General features: G+C 73.0%; 15 protein-coding genes. 5 read left to right on the top strand and 10 right to left on the bottom strand.

Features of this window, described 5'->3' with window-relative positions; genetic code table 11:
• Window positions 1–34 precede the first annotated feature (34 nt).
• The gene (locus NH2_RS23510; RefSeq protein WP_067658476.1) at window positions 35–892 is read left to right on the top strand and encodes a LysR family transcriptional regulator; all 858 of its coding nucleotides are present in this window, start codon (window positions 35–37) and stop codon (window positions 890–892) included.
• A 169-nt stretch (window positions 893–1061) separates the two neighbouring features.
• Here NH2_RS23510 and NH2_RS23505 read toward each other — a convergent pair whose 3' ends face one another.
• Both NH2_RS23505 and NH2_RS23500 read right to left on the bottom strand, forming a co-directional pair.
• A complete protein-coding gene (locus NH2_RS23505) occupies window positions 1062–2018 on the bottom strand; it encodes an electron transfer flavoprotein subunit alpha/FixB family protein (RefSeq protein ID WP_067658473.1) in 957 nt (318 codons plus the stop codon).
• Between the two features lie 44 nt (window positions 2019–2062).
• Window positions 2063–2848 (bottom strand): electron transfer flavoprotein subunit beta/FixA family protein, encoded by a 786-nt coding sequence (locus NH2_RS23500; protein WP_067658470.1) that lies wholly within the window; start codon window positions 2846–2848, stop codon window positions 2063–2065.
• 162 nt (window positions 2849–3010) lie between these two features.
• Here NH2_RS23500 and NH2_RS23495 point away from each other — a divergent pair, with 162 nt between their 5' ends.
• Genes NH2_RS23495 through NH2_RS23485 form a run of 3 tightly spaced genes read left to right on the top strand, consistent with a single transcriptional unit; the run spans window position 3011 to window position 6559 of the window.
• A complete protein-coding gene (locus NH2_RS23495; RefSeq protein WP_067658467.1) occupies window positions 3011–3787 on the top strand; it encodes a class I SAM-dependent methyltransferase in 777 nt (258 codons plus the stop codon).
• Entirely contained in the window at window positions 3784–5295 is a 1512-nt protein-coding gene (locus NH2_RS23490) for a 1,4-alpha-glucan branching protein domain-containing protein (protein WP_067658464.1), read from the top strand. The genes NH2_RS23495 and NH2_RS23490 overlap by 4 nt, the downstream gene beginning before the upstream one ends.
• Before the next feature lie 10 nt (window positions 5296–5305).
• Window positions 5306–6559 (top strand): glycosyltransferase family 4 protein, encoded by a 1254-nt coding sequence (locus NH2_RS23485; RefSeq protein ID WP_067658462.1) that lies wholly within the window; start codon window positions 5306–5308, stop codon window positions 6557–6559.
• Between the two features lie 21 nt (window positions 6560–6580).
• Here the strand turns inward: NH2_RS23485 and NH2_RS23480 are convergent, their stop codons facing one another.
• On the bottom strand, window positions 6581–7120 hold the full coding sequence (locus NH2_RS23480) for a DUF1697 domain-containing protein (protein WP_067658459.1): 540 nt from the start codon (window positions 7118–7120) through the stop codon (window positions 6581–6583).
• Window positions 7117–7869: an acyltransferase gene (locus NH2_RS23475; RefSeq protein ID WP_067658456.1), complete on the bottom strand. Its 753-nt coding sequence runs from the start codon at window positions 7867–7869 to the stop codon at window positions 7117–7119. The genes NH2_RS23480 and NH2_RS23475 overlap by 4 nt, the downstream gene beginning before the upstream one ends.
• A 120-nt stretch (window positions 7870–7989) precedes the next feature.
• On the opposite strand from NH2_RS23475, the gene NH2_RS23470 reads away from it, so the two are divergent.
• On the top strand, window positions 7990–9309 hold the full coding sequence (locus tag NH2_RS23470) for an outer membrane protein assembly factor BamB family protein (RefSeq protein ID WP_067658453.1): 1320 nt from the start codon (window positions 7990–7992) through the stop codon (window positions 9307–9309).
• Here NH2_RS23470 and NH2_RS23465 read toward each other — a convergent pair.
• From NH2_RS23465 to NH2_RS23440, 6 genes are all read right to left on the bottom strand, one after another.
• Window positions 9287–10501 carry a class I SAM-dependent methyltransferase gene (locus tag NH2_RS23465; protein WP_067658451.1) on the bottom strand — a complete coding sequence of 405 codons (1215 nt, stop codon included), beginning with the start codon at window positions 10499–10501 and terminating at the stop codon, window positions 9287–9289. The two genes, NH2_RS23470 and NH2_RS23465, sit on opposite strands and share 23 nt — an antisense overlap.
• A complete protein-coding gene (locus NH2_RS23460; RefSeq protein WP_067658448.1) occupies window positions 10502–11479 on the bottom strand; it encodes a class I SAM-dependent methyltransferase in 978 nt (325 codons plus the stop codon).
• An 11-nt stretch (window positions 11480–11490) separates the two neighbouring features.
• Window positions 11491–12273, bottom strand: coding sequence for an enoyl-CoA hydratase-related protein (locus NH2_RS23455; protein ID WP_067658445.1), 783 nt, complete (start codon window positions 12271–12273; stop codon window positions 11491–11493).
• 31 nt (window positions 12274–12304) lie between these two features.
• Window positions 12305–13144, bottom strand: a complete 840-nt coding sequence (locus NH2_RS23450; protein WP_067658442.1) for an NUDIX hydrolase — start codon at window positions 13142–13144, stop codon at window positions 12305–12307.
• Between the two features lie 29 nt (window positions 13145–13173).
• On the bottom strand, window positions 13174–14007 hold the full coding sequence (locus tag NH2_RS23445) for an ABC transporter ATP-binding protein (RefSeq protein WP_067658439.1): 834 nt from the start codon (window positions 14005–14007) through the stop codon (window positions 13174–13176).
• A 251-nt stretch (window positions 14008–14258) separates the two neighbouring features.
• Window positions 14259–15035: a peptidyl-tRNA hydrolase gene (locus NH2_RS23440; protein ID WP_067658436.1), complete on the bottom strand. Its 777-nt coding sequence runs from the start codon at window positions 15033–15035 to the stop codon at window positions 14259–14261.
• Window positions 15036–15042: the final 7 nt, after the last annotated feature.

The following is a 15042-nucleotide window of genomic DNA, read 5'->3' as shown; positions in this document are numbered from 1 at the left end:
CTTATCTGACCCACTCATGAATAGGGGGCTTTGCGTGGAGCTGCGTCAGCTGGCATACTTCGTCGCCGTCTGCGAGGAGCTGAGCTTCAGCCGCGCCGCGGCGCGCTGCTTCATCTCGCAATCGGCCATCAGCCATCAGATCGCCCGGCTGGAGCGCGACCTCTCGGTCCAGCTCTTCGAGCGCACCACCCGCGCTGTGGTCCCGACCGACGCCACCACCCGGCTGCTGCCGCTCGCCAAGCAGATGCTGAGCCTGGAATCGGCGATCAGGGCCGCGGTGCGCTCGACCGGGAGCCGGATCCGGCTGGCGGCGAACATGTCGTTCGCCACCCGTTCGCTCTCCGCCATCGCCGGGGCCAGGGAGGCGCACCCGGGAGCCGAGATCGAGTTCGTGATCAAGCCGTTCCGGCAGCGGATCTCGGCGGTGGCGGACGGGGACTGCGACCTCGCGCTCATCCGGGGGTCGGTGGATCAGCCCGGGATCGCGGTGGAGCAGCTGTGGGTGGAGGAGCTCATGCTCGCGGTGGCGCCCGCGCACCCGCTGGCCTGGCGCACCAATGTGACGCTGCGCGAGCTGAGCGATTTCCCGCTGCTGCTGCCGCCGGAGTCGGAGCAGGTGCTGCTGCACACGGTGATTCGCTCAGCCTTCGCCGATCTGCCGGTCGGACCGACGTACGGGCCGCCGATCCCCGCCGATCACACCGCGACCATGGAGCTGATCAACCACCCGGACGCGTGGACGGTGCTCTACGCGCACAGCCCAACGGACGGGATCGCCACCGTCGAGCTCGCCGACCATCGGCTGCGGGTGCCGGTCAATGCGGTGATCCGGGCCGAGACCAGGCAGTCGCCGGTGCTCACCACGCTGCTGGCGGCGTTGCACAGCGCGTAACCGGCGATGGCCGGGTCGAGGTCGCGATCGTCCGAGCCCGCAGTGCCCGCGTCCGGCGGCGAACGGCCCGCCGCAGCGGCCGGGCAACGCGCCCGACGCCGCCACGGTCCGGAACGCCGGACGGCCCGGTTCCGACGAGGAACCGGGCCGTCCGAAAGGACCGAAAGAATCAGCCCTTGTGCTTCTTCACCTCATCGGTGAGCTGCGGCGCGACATTGAACAGGTCGCCCACGATGCCGTAATCGGCGATCTCGAAGATCGGCGCCTCTTCGTCCTTGTTGACGGCGACGATGGTCTTCGAGGTCTGCATGCCCGCGCGGTGCTGGATCGCGCCGGAGATGCCGAGCGCGACGTACAGCTGCGGGGAGACCGTCTTGCCGGTCTGGCCGACCTGGAACTGGCCCGGGTAGTAGCCCGAGTCGACGGCGGCACGCGAGGCGCCGACGGCGGCGCCGAGCGAGTCGGCCAGCTCCTCGACCACGGAGAACTTCTCGGCCGAGCCGACACCGCGGCCACCGGAGACGACGATGCTCGCCTCGGTGAGCTCCGGGCGGTCGCCGCCCTCGATGGGATCGCGCGAGGTGATCTTGACGACCCCCTCCTCCTGCGCGGGCACCTCGACGGTGACCTTCTCGCCCGCACCGGCCTGCGGGGCCGCCTCGATGGCGCCGGGGCGCACCGAGATCACCGGCACGTCGCCGGTGGCCTGAGCGTCGACGGTGAAGGCGCCACCGAAGATGGAGTGCACCGCGGAGCCGTCGGAGTTCACGGCGACCACGTCGCAGAGCAGCCCGGAGCCGATGCGCGCGGCGAGCCGGCCGGACACCTCCTTGCCCTCGGCGCTGGCGGCGGTGATGATCGCGGCGGGCGAGGCCGACTCCGAGAGCGCGGCGAGCACGTCGACCTTGGGCGTGACCAGGAAGCCGTCGGCGTCGTCGGACTCGGCGACGTAGATCTTCTCGGCGCCGGCCTGGGTCAGCGCGTCGGCCAGCTTGTCGGCGGTGCCGGGGGCGGCGACCACGACGGCGGCGGGCTCGCCCAGCGCGCGGGCGGCGGTGATCAGTTCGGTGGTGACCTTCTTCGGGGCACCCTCGGCGTGCTCGACCAGCACGAGTACTTCAGCCATGTCTTCTCTCTCCTGAAAAGTCCGTGTGGGGCGGGTGACCCGGGTCAGATGATCTTCTGGCCGACCAGGTACTTGGCGATATTCGTGCCGCCGTCGCCCTCGTCGGTGACCTTCTCGCCCGCGGTGCGCGGCGGCTTCGGGGTGGCGGCGGTGACCTTGCTGCCCGCGTTCTCGAACCCGACGGTGTCCGCCTCGACGCCCAGGTCGGCGAGGGTGAAGGTCTGCACTTCCTTCTTCTTCGCGGCCATGATGCCCTTGAAGGAGGGGAAGCGCGGCTCGTTGATCTTCTCGTTCACGCTGACGATGGCGGGCAGGTTCGCCTCCAGCTTGAACACGCCCTCGTCGGTCTCCCGCTCGCCGGTGACCTTGTCGCCGTCCACGGTGAGCTTGCGGAGGTGGGTGAGCTGCGGCAGCCCCAGGTACTCGGCGATGATCGCCGGGATCGCGCCCATGCGGCCGTCCGTGGCCTCGTTGCCGGAGATGACCAGCTCGACGCCCTCGATCTGGCCGAGCGCCGCGGCGAGCACGTACGAGGTCTGCACCGCGTCCGAGCCGTGGATGGCCGGGTCGTTGATGTGGATGGCCTTGTCGGCGCCCATGGAGAGCGCCTTGCGGATGGCCTCGGTGGCCCGGTCCGGGCCGGCCGTCAGCACGGTCACCTCGCCGCCCTGCGCCTCCTTGATCAGCAGCGCCTCTTCGACCGCGCGCTCGTTGATCTCGTCGAGGACGGCGTCGGCGGCCTCGCGGTCGAGGGTGTAGTCACCATCGCTGAGCTTGCGCTCGGACCAGGTGTCGGGAACCTGCTTGATGAGTACGACGATGTTCGGCATCGGTCTTCGTCGACCTCCTTCTGGGGGCACGGGTTGGCGGCCGGCCTGGCGGCCGTACGTCCTTCTGATAGCTCGATCCAGGAGATTACCCTACGTTAAGTTACTCGTGGGTAACTTACTCCGAGCGTACCTCTGGAATGCCCGGCCAGTAACGTCGGAACAATGAGCGAAGCTGTGATCCCTGCCGCATCGGACGCCGCTGCGCCGCTGCCGCTCACCGGCGAGCGCACGGTGCCGGGAATCGCGGAGGAGAACTACTGGTTCCGCCGGCACGAGGTGGTCTACGCGCGGCTGCTCGGCCACTGTACGGGCCGCGAGGTGCTGGAGGCGGGGTCCGGCGAGGGATACGGCGCGGACATGATCGCGGGGGTGGCGCGCCGGGTCACCGGCGTGGACTACGACGAGTCGGCGGTGGCGCACGTCCGCGCGCGGTACCCGCGGGTGGAGATGGTGCAGGGCAATCTGGCCGCGCTGCCGCTGCCGGACGCCTCGGTCGACGTGGTGGTGAACTTCCAGGTCATCGAGCACCTCTGGGATCAGGGGCAGTTCCTGCGCGAGTGCCTGCGGGTGCTGCGGCCCGGTGGCGAACTGCTGATCAGCACGCCGAACCGGATCACCTTCTCGCCGGGGCGCGACACCCCGCTCAACCCGTTCCACACCCGCGAGCTGAACGCCGCCGAGCTGACCGAACTCCTGGTCGAGGCGGGATTCACGGTGGCCGAGCTGATCGGCGTGCACCACGGCCCCGCGCTGAAAGCGCTGGACGCCAAGCACGGCGGCTCCTTCATCGACGCGCAGATCGAGCGCGCGCTGGCCGGGGAGCCCTGGCCCGCGGCGCTGACCGCCGACGTCGCCGCGGTCGGCATCGACGACTTCGCGCTGCGCGCCGACGATATCGACGCCAGCCTCGACCTGGTCGCCATCGCGGTGAAACCGTGACCGTCCCCGGGCAATTCACGCTGGTGTTGCACTCGCACCTGCCCTGGCTGGCGCACCACGGCCGCTGGCCGGTGGGCGAGGAGTGGCTCTACCAATCCTGGGCCGCCTCCTACATTCCGGTGCTCCGGGTACTGGAAGAGCTTGCCGCGGAGGGCCGTTCGAGCCTGCTCAGCCTGGGCGTGACGCCGGTGCTCGCGGCCCAGCTCGACGACCCGCACTGCCTCGCGGGAATGCACCACTGGCTCGGCAACTGGCAGCTGCGCGCCGACGAGGCGGCGCTGGCGGGCAAGGCGGCGCTCGGCCGGTACGAGCACCGGCTGGCCACCGCCGCGCTCGCCGATTTCGAGACCCGCTGGCGGCACGGCGCGGCGCCGCTCTGGCGCGCGCTGGCCGAGGCCGGGACGGTGGAGCTGCTCGGCGGCCCGCTGGCGCACCCGTTCCAGCCGCTGCTCGAGCCCCGGCTGCGCGCCTTCCAGCTGGACGGGGGGCTGGCCGACGCCGAGCTCCGCTGGGGCCACCGCCCGGCCGGGATCTGGGCGCCGGAGTGCGGCTTCACCCCCGGTATGGAGCAGGGCTACGCCGCCGCCGGTGTGACGCATTTCATGGTCGACGGCCCCGCCCTGCGCGGGGACAGCAGCCTCGGCCGCCCGGTGCTCGACTCCGAGGTGCTCGCCTTCGGGCGCGATCTGCCGGTCAGCTATCGGGTCTGGTCGCCCCGGTCCGGCTACCCGGGGCAGGCCGCCTACCGGGACTTCCACCACTACGACCACGGCACAGGGCTGAAGCCCGCGCGGGTCACCGGCAAATCGGTGGCCGGGCCGGACAAGGCGCCCTACGACCCCGATCTCGCGGCCGCCGCCATCGAGCGCGATGTCAGCGATTTCGTGACCACCGTCCGCGAGCGGCTGATCGCCGAATCCGCGCGGATCGGGCGCCCCGCGCTGGTGGTCGCCGCCTTCGACACCGAGCTTTTCGGACACTGGTGGCACGAGGGGCCGCAGTGGCTCGCGGCGGTGCTGCGCGCGCTGCCGGAGGCCGGTATCACCGTCGGGACGCTGGCCGACGCCAGGGCGAACGGCTACGTCGGGGCGCCGGTGGAGCTCGCCGACTCCTCCTGGGGGTCGGGCAAGGACTGGCGGGTCTGGGCCGGTGACCAGGTCCAGGACCTGGTGGAGCTGAATGCCGATGTGGTCCGGCTCACCCTTGACACGCTGGAGAAAGTGCGTGCCGGGCGCGGCGGGCACGGGCTGCGCGACCGGGTCGCCGACCAGCTGGTGCGCGAGGCCATCCTCACGGTCTCCAGCGACTGGGCCTTCATGGTCAGCAAGGACTCCGCGGCGGGGTACGCGCGGGAGCGGGCACACCGGCACGCGCACGCCGTCCGGGAGATCGCGGCGGCGGCCACCGCGGGACAGCTCGCTGAAGCGGACCGATTGGCGGCAGGATGGAACGCGGCCGACGGGCTCTTCCCCGCTCTGGACGCGCGACGCCTGGCCGGCCGGGCCTAGAAGGACGCATATGAAGATCTTGATGGTGTCGTGGGAGTACCCGCCGGTGGTCGTCGGCGGGCTCGGCAGGCATGTGCATCACCTGGCGGTGGAGCTGGCCGCCGCCGGCCACGAGGTGGTCGTGCTCTCCCGCCGTCCGACCGGCACCGACGCGGGCACCCACCCCACGCACTCCTTCGTCGCCGAGGGCGTGCTCGTGGTCGCGGTCGCGGAGGACCCGCCGAGCTTCGACTTCGGCGCGGACATGCTGGCCTGGACGCTGGCCATGGGGCACGCCATGGTGCGCGCCGGGATCGCGCTGCACAAGCCGGGCGTCGGCGAGGGCTGGGTGCCCGACGTGGTGCACGCGCACGACTGGCTGGTGGCGCACCCGGCCGTCGCGCTGGCCGAGTTCTACGACGTGCCGCTGGTGAGCACGCTGCACGCCACCGAGGCGGGCAGGCACAGCGGCTGGGTGGCGGGCCGGGTGAACAAGCAGGTGCACTCGGTGGAGTGGTGGCTGGCGAACGACTCGGACGCGCTCATCACCTGCTCCGGCTCGATGCAGGACGAGGTGGAGCGGCTGTACGGGCCGGAGCTGCCGCCGATCACCGTGATCCGCAACGGCATCGATGTGGCGGCCTGGCAGTTCCGTGCCCGCGCCCCGCGCACGGGCCCGCCCCGGCTGCTCTACGTCGGTCGGCTGGAGTACGAGAAGGGCGTGCAGGACGCCATCGCGGCGCTGCCCCGGATCCGCCGCGCGCACCCGGGCACCACACTCACCGTCGCCGGGATCGGCACCCAGTTCGAGTGGCTGCGCGAGCGGGCCAGGGTGCACCGGGTGGCGCGCGCGGTGACCTTCGCCGGGCAGCTCGGCCACCAGGAGCTGCTCGGCTGGCTGCACGGGGCCGACGCGATCGTGCTGCCGAGCCGCTACGAGCCGTTCGGCATCGTGGCGCTGGAGGCCGCCGCGGCAGGCATCCCGCTCGTCGCCTCCACGGCGGGCGGGCTCGGCGAGGCGGTGCTGGACGGCGTCACCGGCGCCTCCTTCCACCCCGCCGACGTGGACGGCCTGGTCGAGGCGGTGCGCGCGGTGCTGGACGACCCGGCCGCCGCGCAGAGCCGCGCCGTCGCGGCCAGGGAGCGGCTCACCGCCGACTTCGCCTGGGACATGGTGGCCGCGGAGACGGCGCAGGTCTACGCCGCGGCCAAGCGCCGGGTGCGGATTCCGCTCGGCCGCCCGTCCATCGTCGAGCGGCCGCTGCCCGAGCGCGACCCGGAGTAGCCCGGAGTAACCCGGAGTAACTCAGCCCTCCATCTTCTTCACGATGCGCTGCACCGTGAGCCAGGTGCGGGTGGTGATGTCCTTGCCGTAGGCCTTCTCCAGCCAGGACATGAAGTCGGGAGTCTTGCCCGCATCGCTGTTGTCGACCACGGCGAGGAAGGCGCGGGCCGCCTCGTCGTAGCCGATCACCTCGGCGCGGGGGTCGTCGTTCGCGGGCAGGCCGGTGGTCGCGCCGTGCTTGAAGAAGGTGGCGATGAGGTAGCTGCCGCGCTCGTGCTTGCGGCCATCGAAGGGGTCGCTGTCGAGCAGGGCGCGCAGCTCGGCGTGGCTCCGGATGATGGTGCCGCCGGCGATGCCGAGCTGCTCGCGCAGCGCCCCCTGGATCCGGTCCTCCAGCGCGGGGACGTCGGTCTCCGCGGCATCGAAGACGATATTGCCGCTGGCCAGCACCGAGCCGACCTTGGTGTAGCCGAGCGATTCAACGACGCCGCGCAGCTTGTCGTTGGCCATGTTCTTGTTGCTCGGCATGATCCCGCGGAGCAGGGCGGCGTATCCGGTCATGCCGCGCCGCCGCCGACCCCGCTCTTCTTGCGCTCGATATCGGCCAGCGCGGCCAGGTACTTCTCCCGCTCGGCGGCGCCCGCCTCCCAGGCCACCTTGCGGTTCTTCACCACCCGGGCCGGGGCGCCGACGGCGATGCTGTAATCCGGGATGTCGCCCCGCACCACCGCGTGCGCGCCGAGCACGCAGCCGCGGCCGACCCTGGTCTCGCGCAGCACCGTGACCTTGGCGGCGATCCAGGTGTCCGGGCCGATCCGCACCGGGCTCTTCACGATGCCCTGGTCCTTGATGGGCAGCGTGATGTCGTCCATCCGGTGGTCGAAATCGGTGATGTAGCACCAGTCGGCGACCAGGGTGGACTCGCCGATCTCGATATCGAGATACGTGTTGACCACGTTGTCCTTGCCGAACACCACCTTGTCGCCGATGCGCAGCGAGCCCTCGTGGCAGCGGATGGCATTGCCGTCGCCGATGTGCACCCAGCGGCCGATCTCCAGCCGGCCCAGCTCGGGGGTCGCGTGGATCTCCACCCCCTTGCCCAGGAACACCATGCCGCGCAGCACGATGTGCGGATTGGCCGCCTTGAACTTGAACAGCCGGTAGTAGCGCACCAGGTACCAGGGCGTGTACGCCCGGTTGGCGAGCACCCAGCGCAGCGAGGCCAGGGTCAGGAACCTGGCCTGTTTCGGGTCGCGGCGCCGCGACCCCCGCCAGCGTGAGTGCAGCGGTGCACCCCACATGCTCGTCACGAAGTCTCCTCCGTCGATCGGTCCTCGGATACCACAGACTAGTCTTGCCCTCGGCCGGTCTCGGCGCCGGCAACGACCCAGAGGGGAGAGCAGCAGGTGCGAAGCGGCGGTGCGCGTTCGGTGTCCCGATGGGCGGCTCCCGCCTCGCGTACCCGCGCGGTGGCGCTGGGCGCCGCGGTGGTGGCGGGGGTCGTGCTCACCGCCTGCGGCACCGACGTCGACGACATCACGCAGGGCCCCGGCTTCGGCTGGACGGCCGCGCACAACGACGGCCGCAACAGCGGCACCACCGCGGTCGAGGGCTCGCGCGAGCTCGGCCCGGCCTGGCAGCGCCCGCTCGGCGGGCCGGTGGCCGCGCCGGTGACGGTGGGGTCGCTGGGGCAGATGTTCGTCACCACCCGCACCGCCAACTGCGCGATCTTCTCCTTCCAGATGAGCGGCCGCAAACGCTTCTGCAACCAGCTCGGCCCGAACGCCGTCGCCGCGCCGACGCTGCTCGACTCGGCCAACAACGTCTACGTCGGCGACGACAGCGGCGTGAACTCCGACAACTACCTCGGCCAGCCGCGCTGGCGCACCCCGGTGGCCGGGGTGCCGGTGACCATGCAGTTCACCGGCGACGGCCATGTCCTCTCGATCACCCAGACCGGGCAGGTGGACGTGCTGGAGCGGCAGACCGGCAAGCGCATGGTGCCCACCGTGCAGCTGCTCGGCGAGCCCGACTTCCTGCGCGCCCCCGGCCTCACCTGGCCCGCCGCCGGGGAGGGGCTCGACGACTGCGCCACCGGGGGCCCGACCTGCGCGGTCGCCACCCAGGCCGCCGTGGACGGCGCCACCGGGCGGATCTACGCGACGGTGTGGGAGCCGGGCCGCCCGGCCGCGGCGCTGGTGGCGCTGCGCTACACCGGCGACCGGATCGAGCGGCTGTGGAGCGCCGAGCTGCTCACCGACGGCGCCGCCGCCGGGCCGACCGTCTCCGCCGACGGCGGCACCGTCTACGTCGGCGACAACAGCGGCAGGCTGCTCGCCCTCGACACCGCCGACGGCCGCACCCGCTGGGTGCACGAGCTGGGCTGGACCCCGCGCGGCGGGCTCTCCGTCGATGCCGACGGGCTCATCGTCCCGGCCGGCGACGACGGCTACCTGCTCGCCCTGCACGACACCGGCGACGCCGTGGAAACCGTGTGGGAGCGCAAGGATCTGGCGCTGCGCGGCACCCCGGTGCAGACCGCGGGCGGCACCGGCTACACGGTGGCCGCGATCGGCGACGGGCTCACCCTCATCACCTTCGACACCGAGACCGGCGCGACCGTCGACTCCGACGTGCTGCCCGACGCGCAGGGAACGACGACCGGCACCGCCGTCGGCCCGAAGGGCGAGGTGGTGACGGCGACCAGGATCGGCGAGCTGTTCGTCTTCACCCCGGTGTCGCAGGGGTAGCGGTACAGAGGAAGACCGCGGCGGCGCGGCCGATCCGGGTGATCACCAGGGTGTAGGGGGTGCGGCCGGTCGGGGCCAGGGTGCGGCGCAGGCGGTCCGGGTCGAGGTCGACGCCGCGGACCAGGATCTCCAGGGGGCCGCAGTCCCTGCGGCGGAGCTCGGCGCGCAGGGGTTTCTCCCGGAATTCGAAGCGGTCCAGGATGCGGAAACCGCGGATGCCGGGGGGGACGGCGGCGCCGGTCAGGTAGGCGATCCTGGGGTCCAGTTGCCAGAGGTCGTGCCGGGCCGCGTACTGGCGGACCAGTCCGGCTCGGACCACCGCGCCGTCGGGGTCGACGATCCAGCTGCCCGGTTCGCGCTCGGGGATATCGTCCGGGTCGGCGTCGGTGAGGGTGCTCGGCGGCTGGCCGGTGCGGAGCACGGTGGCGCGGCGGGTGACCTTCGGTTCGGCGAGCCCGGGGGACCAGAGGCAGGCTTCGCGGACGCCGCCGTCCAGGGAGGTCACTTCGATCTCGCCGGGCCAGTCGAGGCGGGCGAAGTCGAGGCCGGGGGCGCATTTCACCACCAGGTCGCGGCCCGCGTAGGCGGTGCGGAGGTCGGGCAGGGGTGGTTGCAGCGCGGCCGGGTCGTGCGTGCGCCTGCCGCCCGCGCGGCGTCCGGGGTCGGCCACGATCACGGTGTCGCGGGTGCACGGAGTCAGCGCGTCCGCGCGGACCAGCGCGACCGGCCCCGGCTCCGGCCGAGCGGCGTCCGGCCCCGCCGCACGCACTGCGGCGAGATTGTGCGCCGCCATGGCGAGGCGCACCGGGTCCACGTCGCTACCGATGACGGCGGTACACGTGCGCGCCAGCGCGGCGAGCTCACCGCCGATCGAGCAGGTGACGTCGTGCACCTCGCGCCCGGCCAGCCGGGCGGCCCGGTGCCGGGCCACGGCGCTCGGCGTCGCCTGCTGCAGCGCGTCGTCGGTGAGCAGCCACTCCCCCGCACCGTCCAGCTTCACCACGGCGCGGCGACGCAGCCGCACCGTCTCCACCAGCGCCGCCGCGGCGGCGCCGTGCGCGCGCCGGACCCGGCCGAGATCGGCGAGCAACGACCCGTCGGTCAGCGGCAGCTCCGCCGTCGCCGCCAGCGCCGCGCGCCCGGCCGCGCTGCCGAGGAACGCGACGTCCGCGCGCGCGAAGGCATACCCCAACTACTGAGCGGGGGCGCCCGGCTTCACGCCGGTGATCATGGCGTTGTAGAAGAAGCGCCGCGGCACGATCCGGTGCAGCACCTTCGCGTCGAGCGCACTCAGTCTCAGCCACGCCTTGTACTGGAACAGCCGGTACCCCAGGCTGAGCTTCTCGTCCGGCACCGCCGCCTCGAAGGTGCGCACCGGCCAGCCCCAGAGCGCCGCCGCGAACTCCTCGGTGTGTGCGTGCGCGTCCACCGCGCCCGCGCGCCGCGCGATGGCCTCCAGCTCGTCCGGCTCGAAGGTGTGCAGGTCAACCACGGCCTCCAGCGCGGCCGCCCTGGACGACTCGTCCAGCTCGGCCTGCGGGCGCCGCCAGCCGGCCAGCGGCGGCAGCTTGGTGATGGTGGTGGTGATCTTCCAGGTGATCCGGCCGAGCCAGCGGGCGTAGAAATTGCCCGCGGTGGTCGGCTCACCGGCGAAGACGAACCGTCCGCCCGGCTTGAGCACCCGCAGGCACTCCTTCAGCGCCAGCTCGACGTCGGGGATGTGGTGCAGGACGGCGTGCCCGACCACCAGGTCGAAGGTGTCGTCCTCGTACGGGATGGTCTCGGCGTCGGCCACCCGGCCGTCCACATCCAGCCCCAGGTTCTCCGCGTTGCGCAGCGCGACCCGCACCATGCCCGGCGAGAGGTCGGTGACCGAGCCGCTCTTGGCGACCCCGCCCTGCATGAGGTTCAGCAGGAAGAAGCCGGTGCCGCAGCCGAGCTCCAGCGCGCGGCCGTAGGGCAGCTGGACCGGGCCGGCGGCCAGGTCGAACCGGCCCCGCGCGTAGTCGATACACCGCTCGTCGTAGGAGATCGACCACTTGTCGTCGTAGGTCTCCGCCTCCCAGTCGTGGTAGAGGACCTGGGCGAGCTTGTTGTTCTCCCGTGCTGCTTCCACTTCGGCTGCGGTGGCGTGCGGGTTCGGCGCGGGGTCGTCGGGGCGTACCGTCATGAGCGCAGAGCCTACCGTCCGGTTCCCGGTACCAGGTTCGGGCCGTCCGCCGCGTAGGCCGCCGCGGACCGCTGCGGTTCCCCGGTCAGCGCCAGCCCGATCCACGCCGAGATCGCGTGCGAGGAAAGCTGCGCGGGCGCCTCCAGCACCGACTTGGCGGCGGCCACCGCCGCGCCGGAGCGGCCGGTGAAGCGCTCGGCCCAGCGGTGGGCCGCGTCGTACACGTCGTCCGGGGCAACGACCTCGTCCACCAGCCCCAGCCGCAGCGCCTCCTCGGCGTCCACGTACCGCCCGCTGTAGACCAGGTCGCGGGCGGCGCTCCGGCCGACCGCCCGGATCAGCAGGTCCATCCCGGCCGTCGGGACGGTGCCGTGCTGGATCTGCGGCAGCCCCAGCTTGACGTTGTCGCCCACGATCCGCCGGTCCGCGCCGAGCGCCAGCTCCAGCGCGCCGCCGAGGCAGTAGCCGGTGATGGCGGCGACCGTCGGACACGGGAGCGTCGGCAGGATGCCGAGGTGCTCGGCGTGGTCGCTCGCCAGCGCGACCGCCTGGTCCGGGCTCCAGGTGCCGATCTCGGCCAGGTCGTCGCCCGCGCTGAAGATCCGCTCGTCACCGTAGAGCACCAGCGCCGCCACCGCCGTGTTCTTCCCGGCCCGCTTGGCCGCGATCGCGATCTCGCGGGCCAGTTGCAGGTCGATCAGGTTGGCCGGGGGCCGGGAGAACCGCAGCACCGCCACCCCGCGCTGCTCCGGCAGCTCCAGGGTGGTGAACTCCGCGGGCGTGTTGTTCGACATGGCTGGCGAGGTTACCCGGCCGAATCGCCGGTCAGCGCGCCGAGCCGCGCAGCTCCATGGGGTTCGGGAGGTCGGCGAAGTACCGTGCGCTGTCCGGGAATCGCAGCACCGTGCGGCCGTCCCGCCGCGTCACCACCGGCTCGATCGGCTCGATCACCGGCCGGGCGGCGAGCACCGCGGCGGTGTCCGCGTACTCCCCGACCGCCACCAGCTGCGACCAGGTGGGCGGGAGCAGCACGTCCTGCCCCGCGCGCCAGCGCGCGAGTGCCTCGGCCGGGGTGCGCCAGTGCACCACCTCGGCCTCGGAGGTGGCGCCGTCCGCGCGCTGCCCCTCCGGCAGCACCGCGACGAAGAAGCGGGTGTCGTAGCGGCGGCGCTCGATCACCGGGGTGACCCAGTTGGCCCACGGCCGCAGCAGGTCGGCGCGGAGCACGAGGCCGGTCTCGGCCAGGAAGGCGGCGAGCGAGATCGCCCTGGACTCCAGCGCGTGCCTGGCTTCCCGGTACGCGGTGGTGTCGGAGACGACCGTGTCGGCGGTGGGGCCCGCGAGGAGGACGCCGCACTCCTCGAAGGTCTCCCTGACCGCGGCGCAGACCAGCGCCTGGGCGCGCGGGCCGGTGGTGCCGAAGCGCCCGGCCCACCAGTCCGGGCCGGGCCCGGCCCAGGCGATCTCGGCGTCGGCGTCGGACGGGTCGACCCCGCCGCCGGGGAACACCGTCATGCCCGCGGCGAAATCCATGCCGGTCACCCGGCGCTGCAGGAAGACCTCGGGTCCGGCGGCGCCGTCGCGCATCAGCAGGACGGTCGAGGCGTCCCGCAGCGGGGCGACGCTTTCCGAGACACCGCGCTCGGGATCGTTCGTCTCGCTCACCAACTCACCCTAGCGCTTGCTCGGACGGGTCAGCGGTGCCGGTGCTTGCCGGAGCGCCTGGCCCGGCGCGCGAACCAGCGGCCGTCCACCTGGTCCAGCGCGATGGACTGCCGGAAGGCGGCGCTCAGGTTCTCCGCGGTGAGCACATCGGCGAGCAGCCCCTGGGCGACCACCTCGCCCTCGCGCAGCAGCAGGCCGTGCGTGAAGCCGGGCGGGATCTCCTCGACGTGATGGGTGACCAGCACCATGGCCGGGGCGTCGGGATCGCCTGCCAGGTCGCCGAGGCGCTCCACCAGCTCCTCGCGTCCGCCGAGGTCGAGCCCGGCGGCCGGCTCGTCGAGCAGCAGCAGCTCCGGGTCGGTCATCAGGGCGCGGGCGATCAGCACCCGCTTGCGCTCGCCCTCGGAGAGGGTGCCGTAGGTGCGGTCGGCGAGGTGCTCGGCGCCCAGGCTCTCCAGCATGTCCAGCGCGCGCTCGGTATCCACCCGCTCGTACTTCTCCCGCCACCGGCCGAGCACCGCGTACCCGGCCGAGACCACCAGGTCGGCCACCTTCTCGTCGGCGGGCACCCGGGCCGCGACCGCGGCGGAGGAGAGCCCGATGCGCGGGCGCAGCTCGGTGACCGCGACCCTGCCGAGCGTCTCGCCGAGCAGGTTCGCGGTGCCCGCGGTGGGGTGCAGCTCGGCGGCGGCCATCCGGAGCAGGGAGGTCTTCCCCGCGCCGTTGGGGCCGAGCACCACCCAGCGTTCGTCCAGCTCGACCTGCCAGGTGACGGGGCCGACCAGGATGCGGCCGGACCGTCGGATGGTCACGGCGCTGAAGTCGATGAGGAGATCGGGATCCGGTTGCGACACGCGCTCCATCTTGGACCACGCGCGGCGCCCGCGCCCGGCCACCCTCGGCGCGGTGCGCGGGATTTTTGCTGCCGCGGCACGTCCGAGCATCGACGCCCCGGTCGGGCCGGACCTTCGCCTCTCGGCGCGGACGGGCAGACGGGTTGTCCGTCCCGGCATCGCCGGGCGGGTCCCCGCGCGGGCGGCGGGTGCCGCGGCACCGGGCGCCGCACCCCCGCGCCGCCCCGGCTCCGGCGTATCCCGCTGCCGGCCCGCGTGATTCACCCGACGCGGGGCGGAACGGCGATCACGGTGATGGAACCGGGCGCGACCTCGGTGTACCCGGCGTCCCGCACCGCCACCGCGCCGCCGCGCTCGTGCAGCGCGAGCAGCTCCCGCCACCGCTCCGGCCCGGCTTCCCGCACGGCGCAGCGGAATTCGTCGCGCGCCCAGCGCGCGGCCGCGGCGAGCGGGAGCGCACCGGCGAGCAGCATGCTCGCGTGCCCGACCTGCGCCGCCGCCTTCCCCACCGTCATCCCCAGCTCCCGGTTCACCCAGAGCACCGGGATCCCCGGCGCCGGCGGGTCCGGCTCGTCGGCGAGCAACTCGGTGCCGCCGATCTGCAACCGCTTGATCCGCGGGTCCACCGCACCGACCGGGCCCGGCACCAGCGCCCTGGCCTGCGCCCCGCGCACGGTCAGCGTGATCCCGGGGACCTCCTGCGCCGCCCGCCACTGCGCCCCGCGCGCCCGCCGCGCCACCTTGCGGATGCGACCCCGCTTCCAGCCCAGATACCCCTGCTGCCAGGGCCCGCCCGGCCCGGAGCGCTCGTCCAGGCAGAGCGCGACCGCCACGGCCGCCGCGGCGGCGAGCAGGTCGCTGCGGGCGGGCGGCTCCAGCTTCGGCAGGTGCAGCACCACCTGCATCGCCTGCACCTGCCCGGGATCGGCCGGCTCGGGGGAGGTGCCGTAACCGCGTGCCAGCTCGGCGTGCAGGGCGGTGAAACCCGCTGTGGGCGTACCGTTCTCGTCGACTCCGAGCTCGGCACCGGTCGGCACGCAGGTA

Origin of the sequence: Nocardia harenae NBRC 108248 (assembly GCF_001612885.1) — a bacterium.
GTDB lineage: Bacteria > Actinomycetota > Actinomycetes > Mycobacteriales > Mycobacteriaceae > Nocardia > Nocardia harenae.
This window is presented reverse-complemented; position numbering and strand designations above follow the sequence as displayed.

What these genes read in the sequence shown, in the direction of transcription:
- NH2_RS23505 (WP_067658473.1), bottom strand. Translation starts at nt 2,018, where the DNA reads ATGGCTGAAGTACTCGTGCTGGTCGAGCACGCCGAGGGTGCCCCGAAG.
- NH2_RS23480 (WP_067658459.1), bottom strand. Translation starts at nt 7,120, where the DNA reads ATGACCGGATACGCCGCCCTGCTCCGCGGGATCATGCCGAGCAACAAG.
- NH2_RS23500 (WP_067658470.1), bottom strand. Translation starts at nt 2,848, where the DNA reads ATGCCGAACATCGTCGTACTCATCAAGCAGGTTCCCGACACCTGGTCC.
- NH2_RS23455 (WP_067658445.1), bottom strand. Translation starts at nt 12,273, where the DNA reads ATGTCGAACAACACGCCCGCGGAGTTCACCACCCTGGAGCTGCCGGAG.
- NH2_RS23485 (WP_067658462.1), top strand. Translation starts at nt 5,306, where the DNA reads ATGAAGATCTTGATGGTGTCGTGGGAGTACCCGCCGGTGGTCGTCGGC.
- NH2_RS23495 (WP_067658467.1), top strand. Translation starts at nt 3,011, where the DNA reads ATGAGCGAAGCTGTGATCCCTGCCGCATCGGACGCCGCTGCGCCGCTG.
- NH2_RS23460 (WP_067658448.1), bottom strand. Translation starts at nt 11,479, where the DNA reads ATGACGGTACGCCCCGACGACCCCGCGCCGAACCCGCACGCCACCGCA.
- NH2_RS23445 (WP_067658439.1), bottom strand. Translation starts at nt 14,007, where the DNA reads ATGGAGCGCGTGTCGCAACCGGATCCCGATCTCCTCATCGACTTCAGC.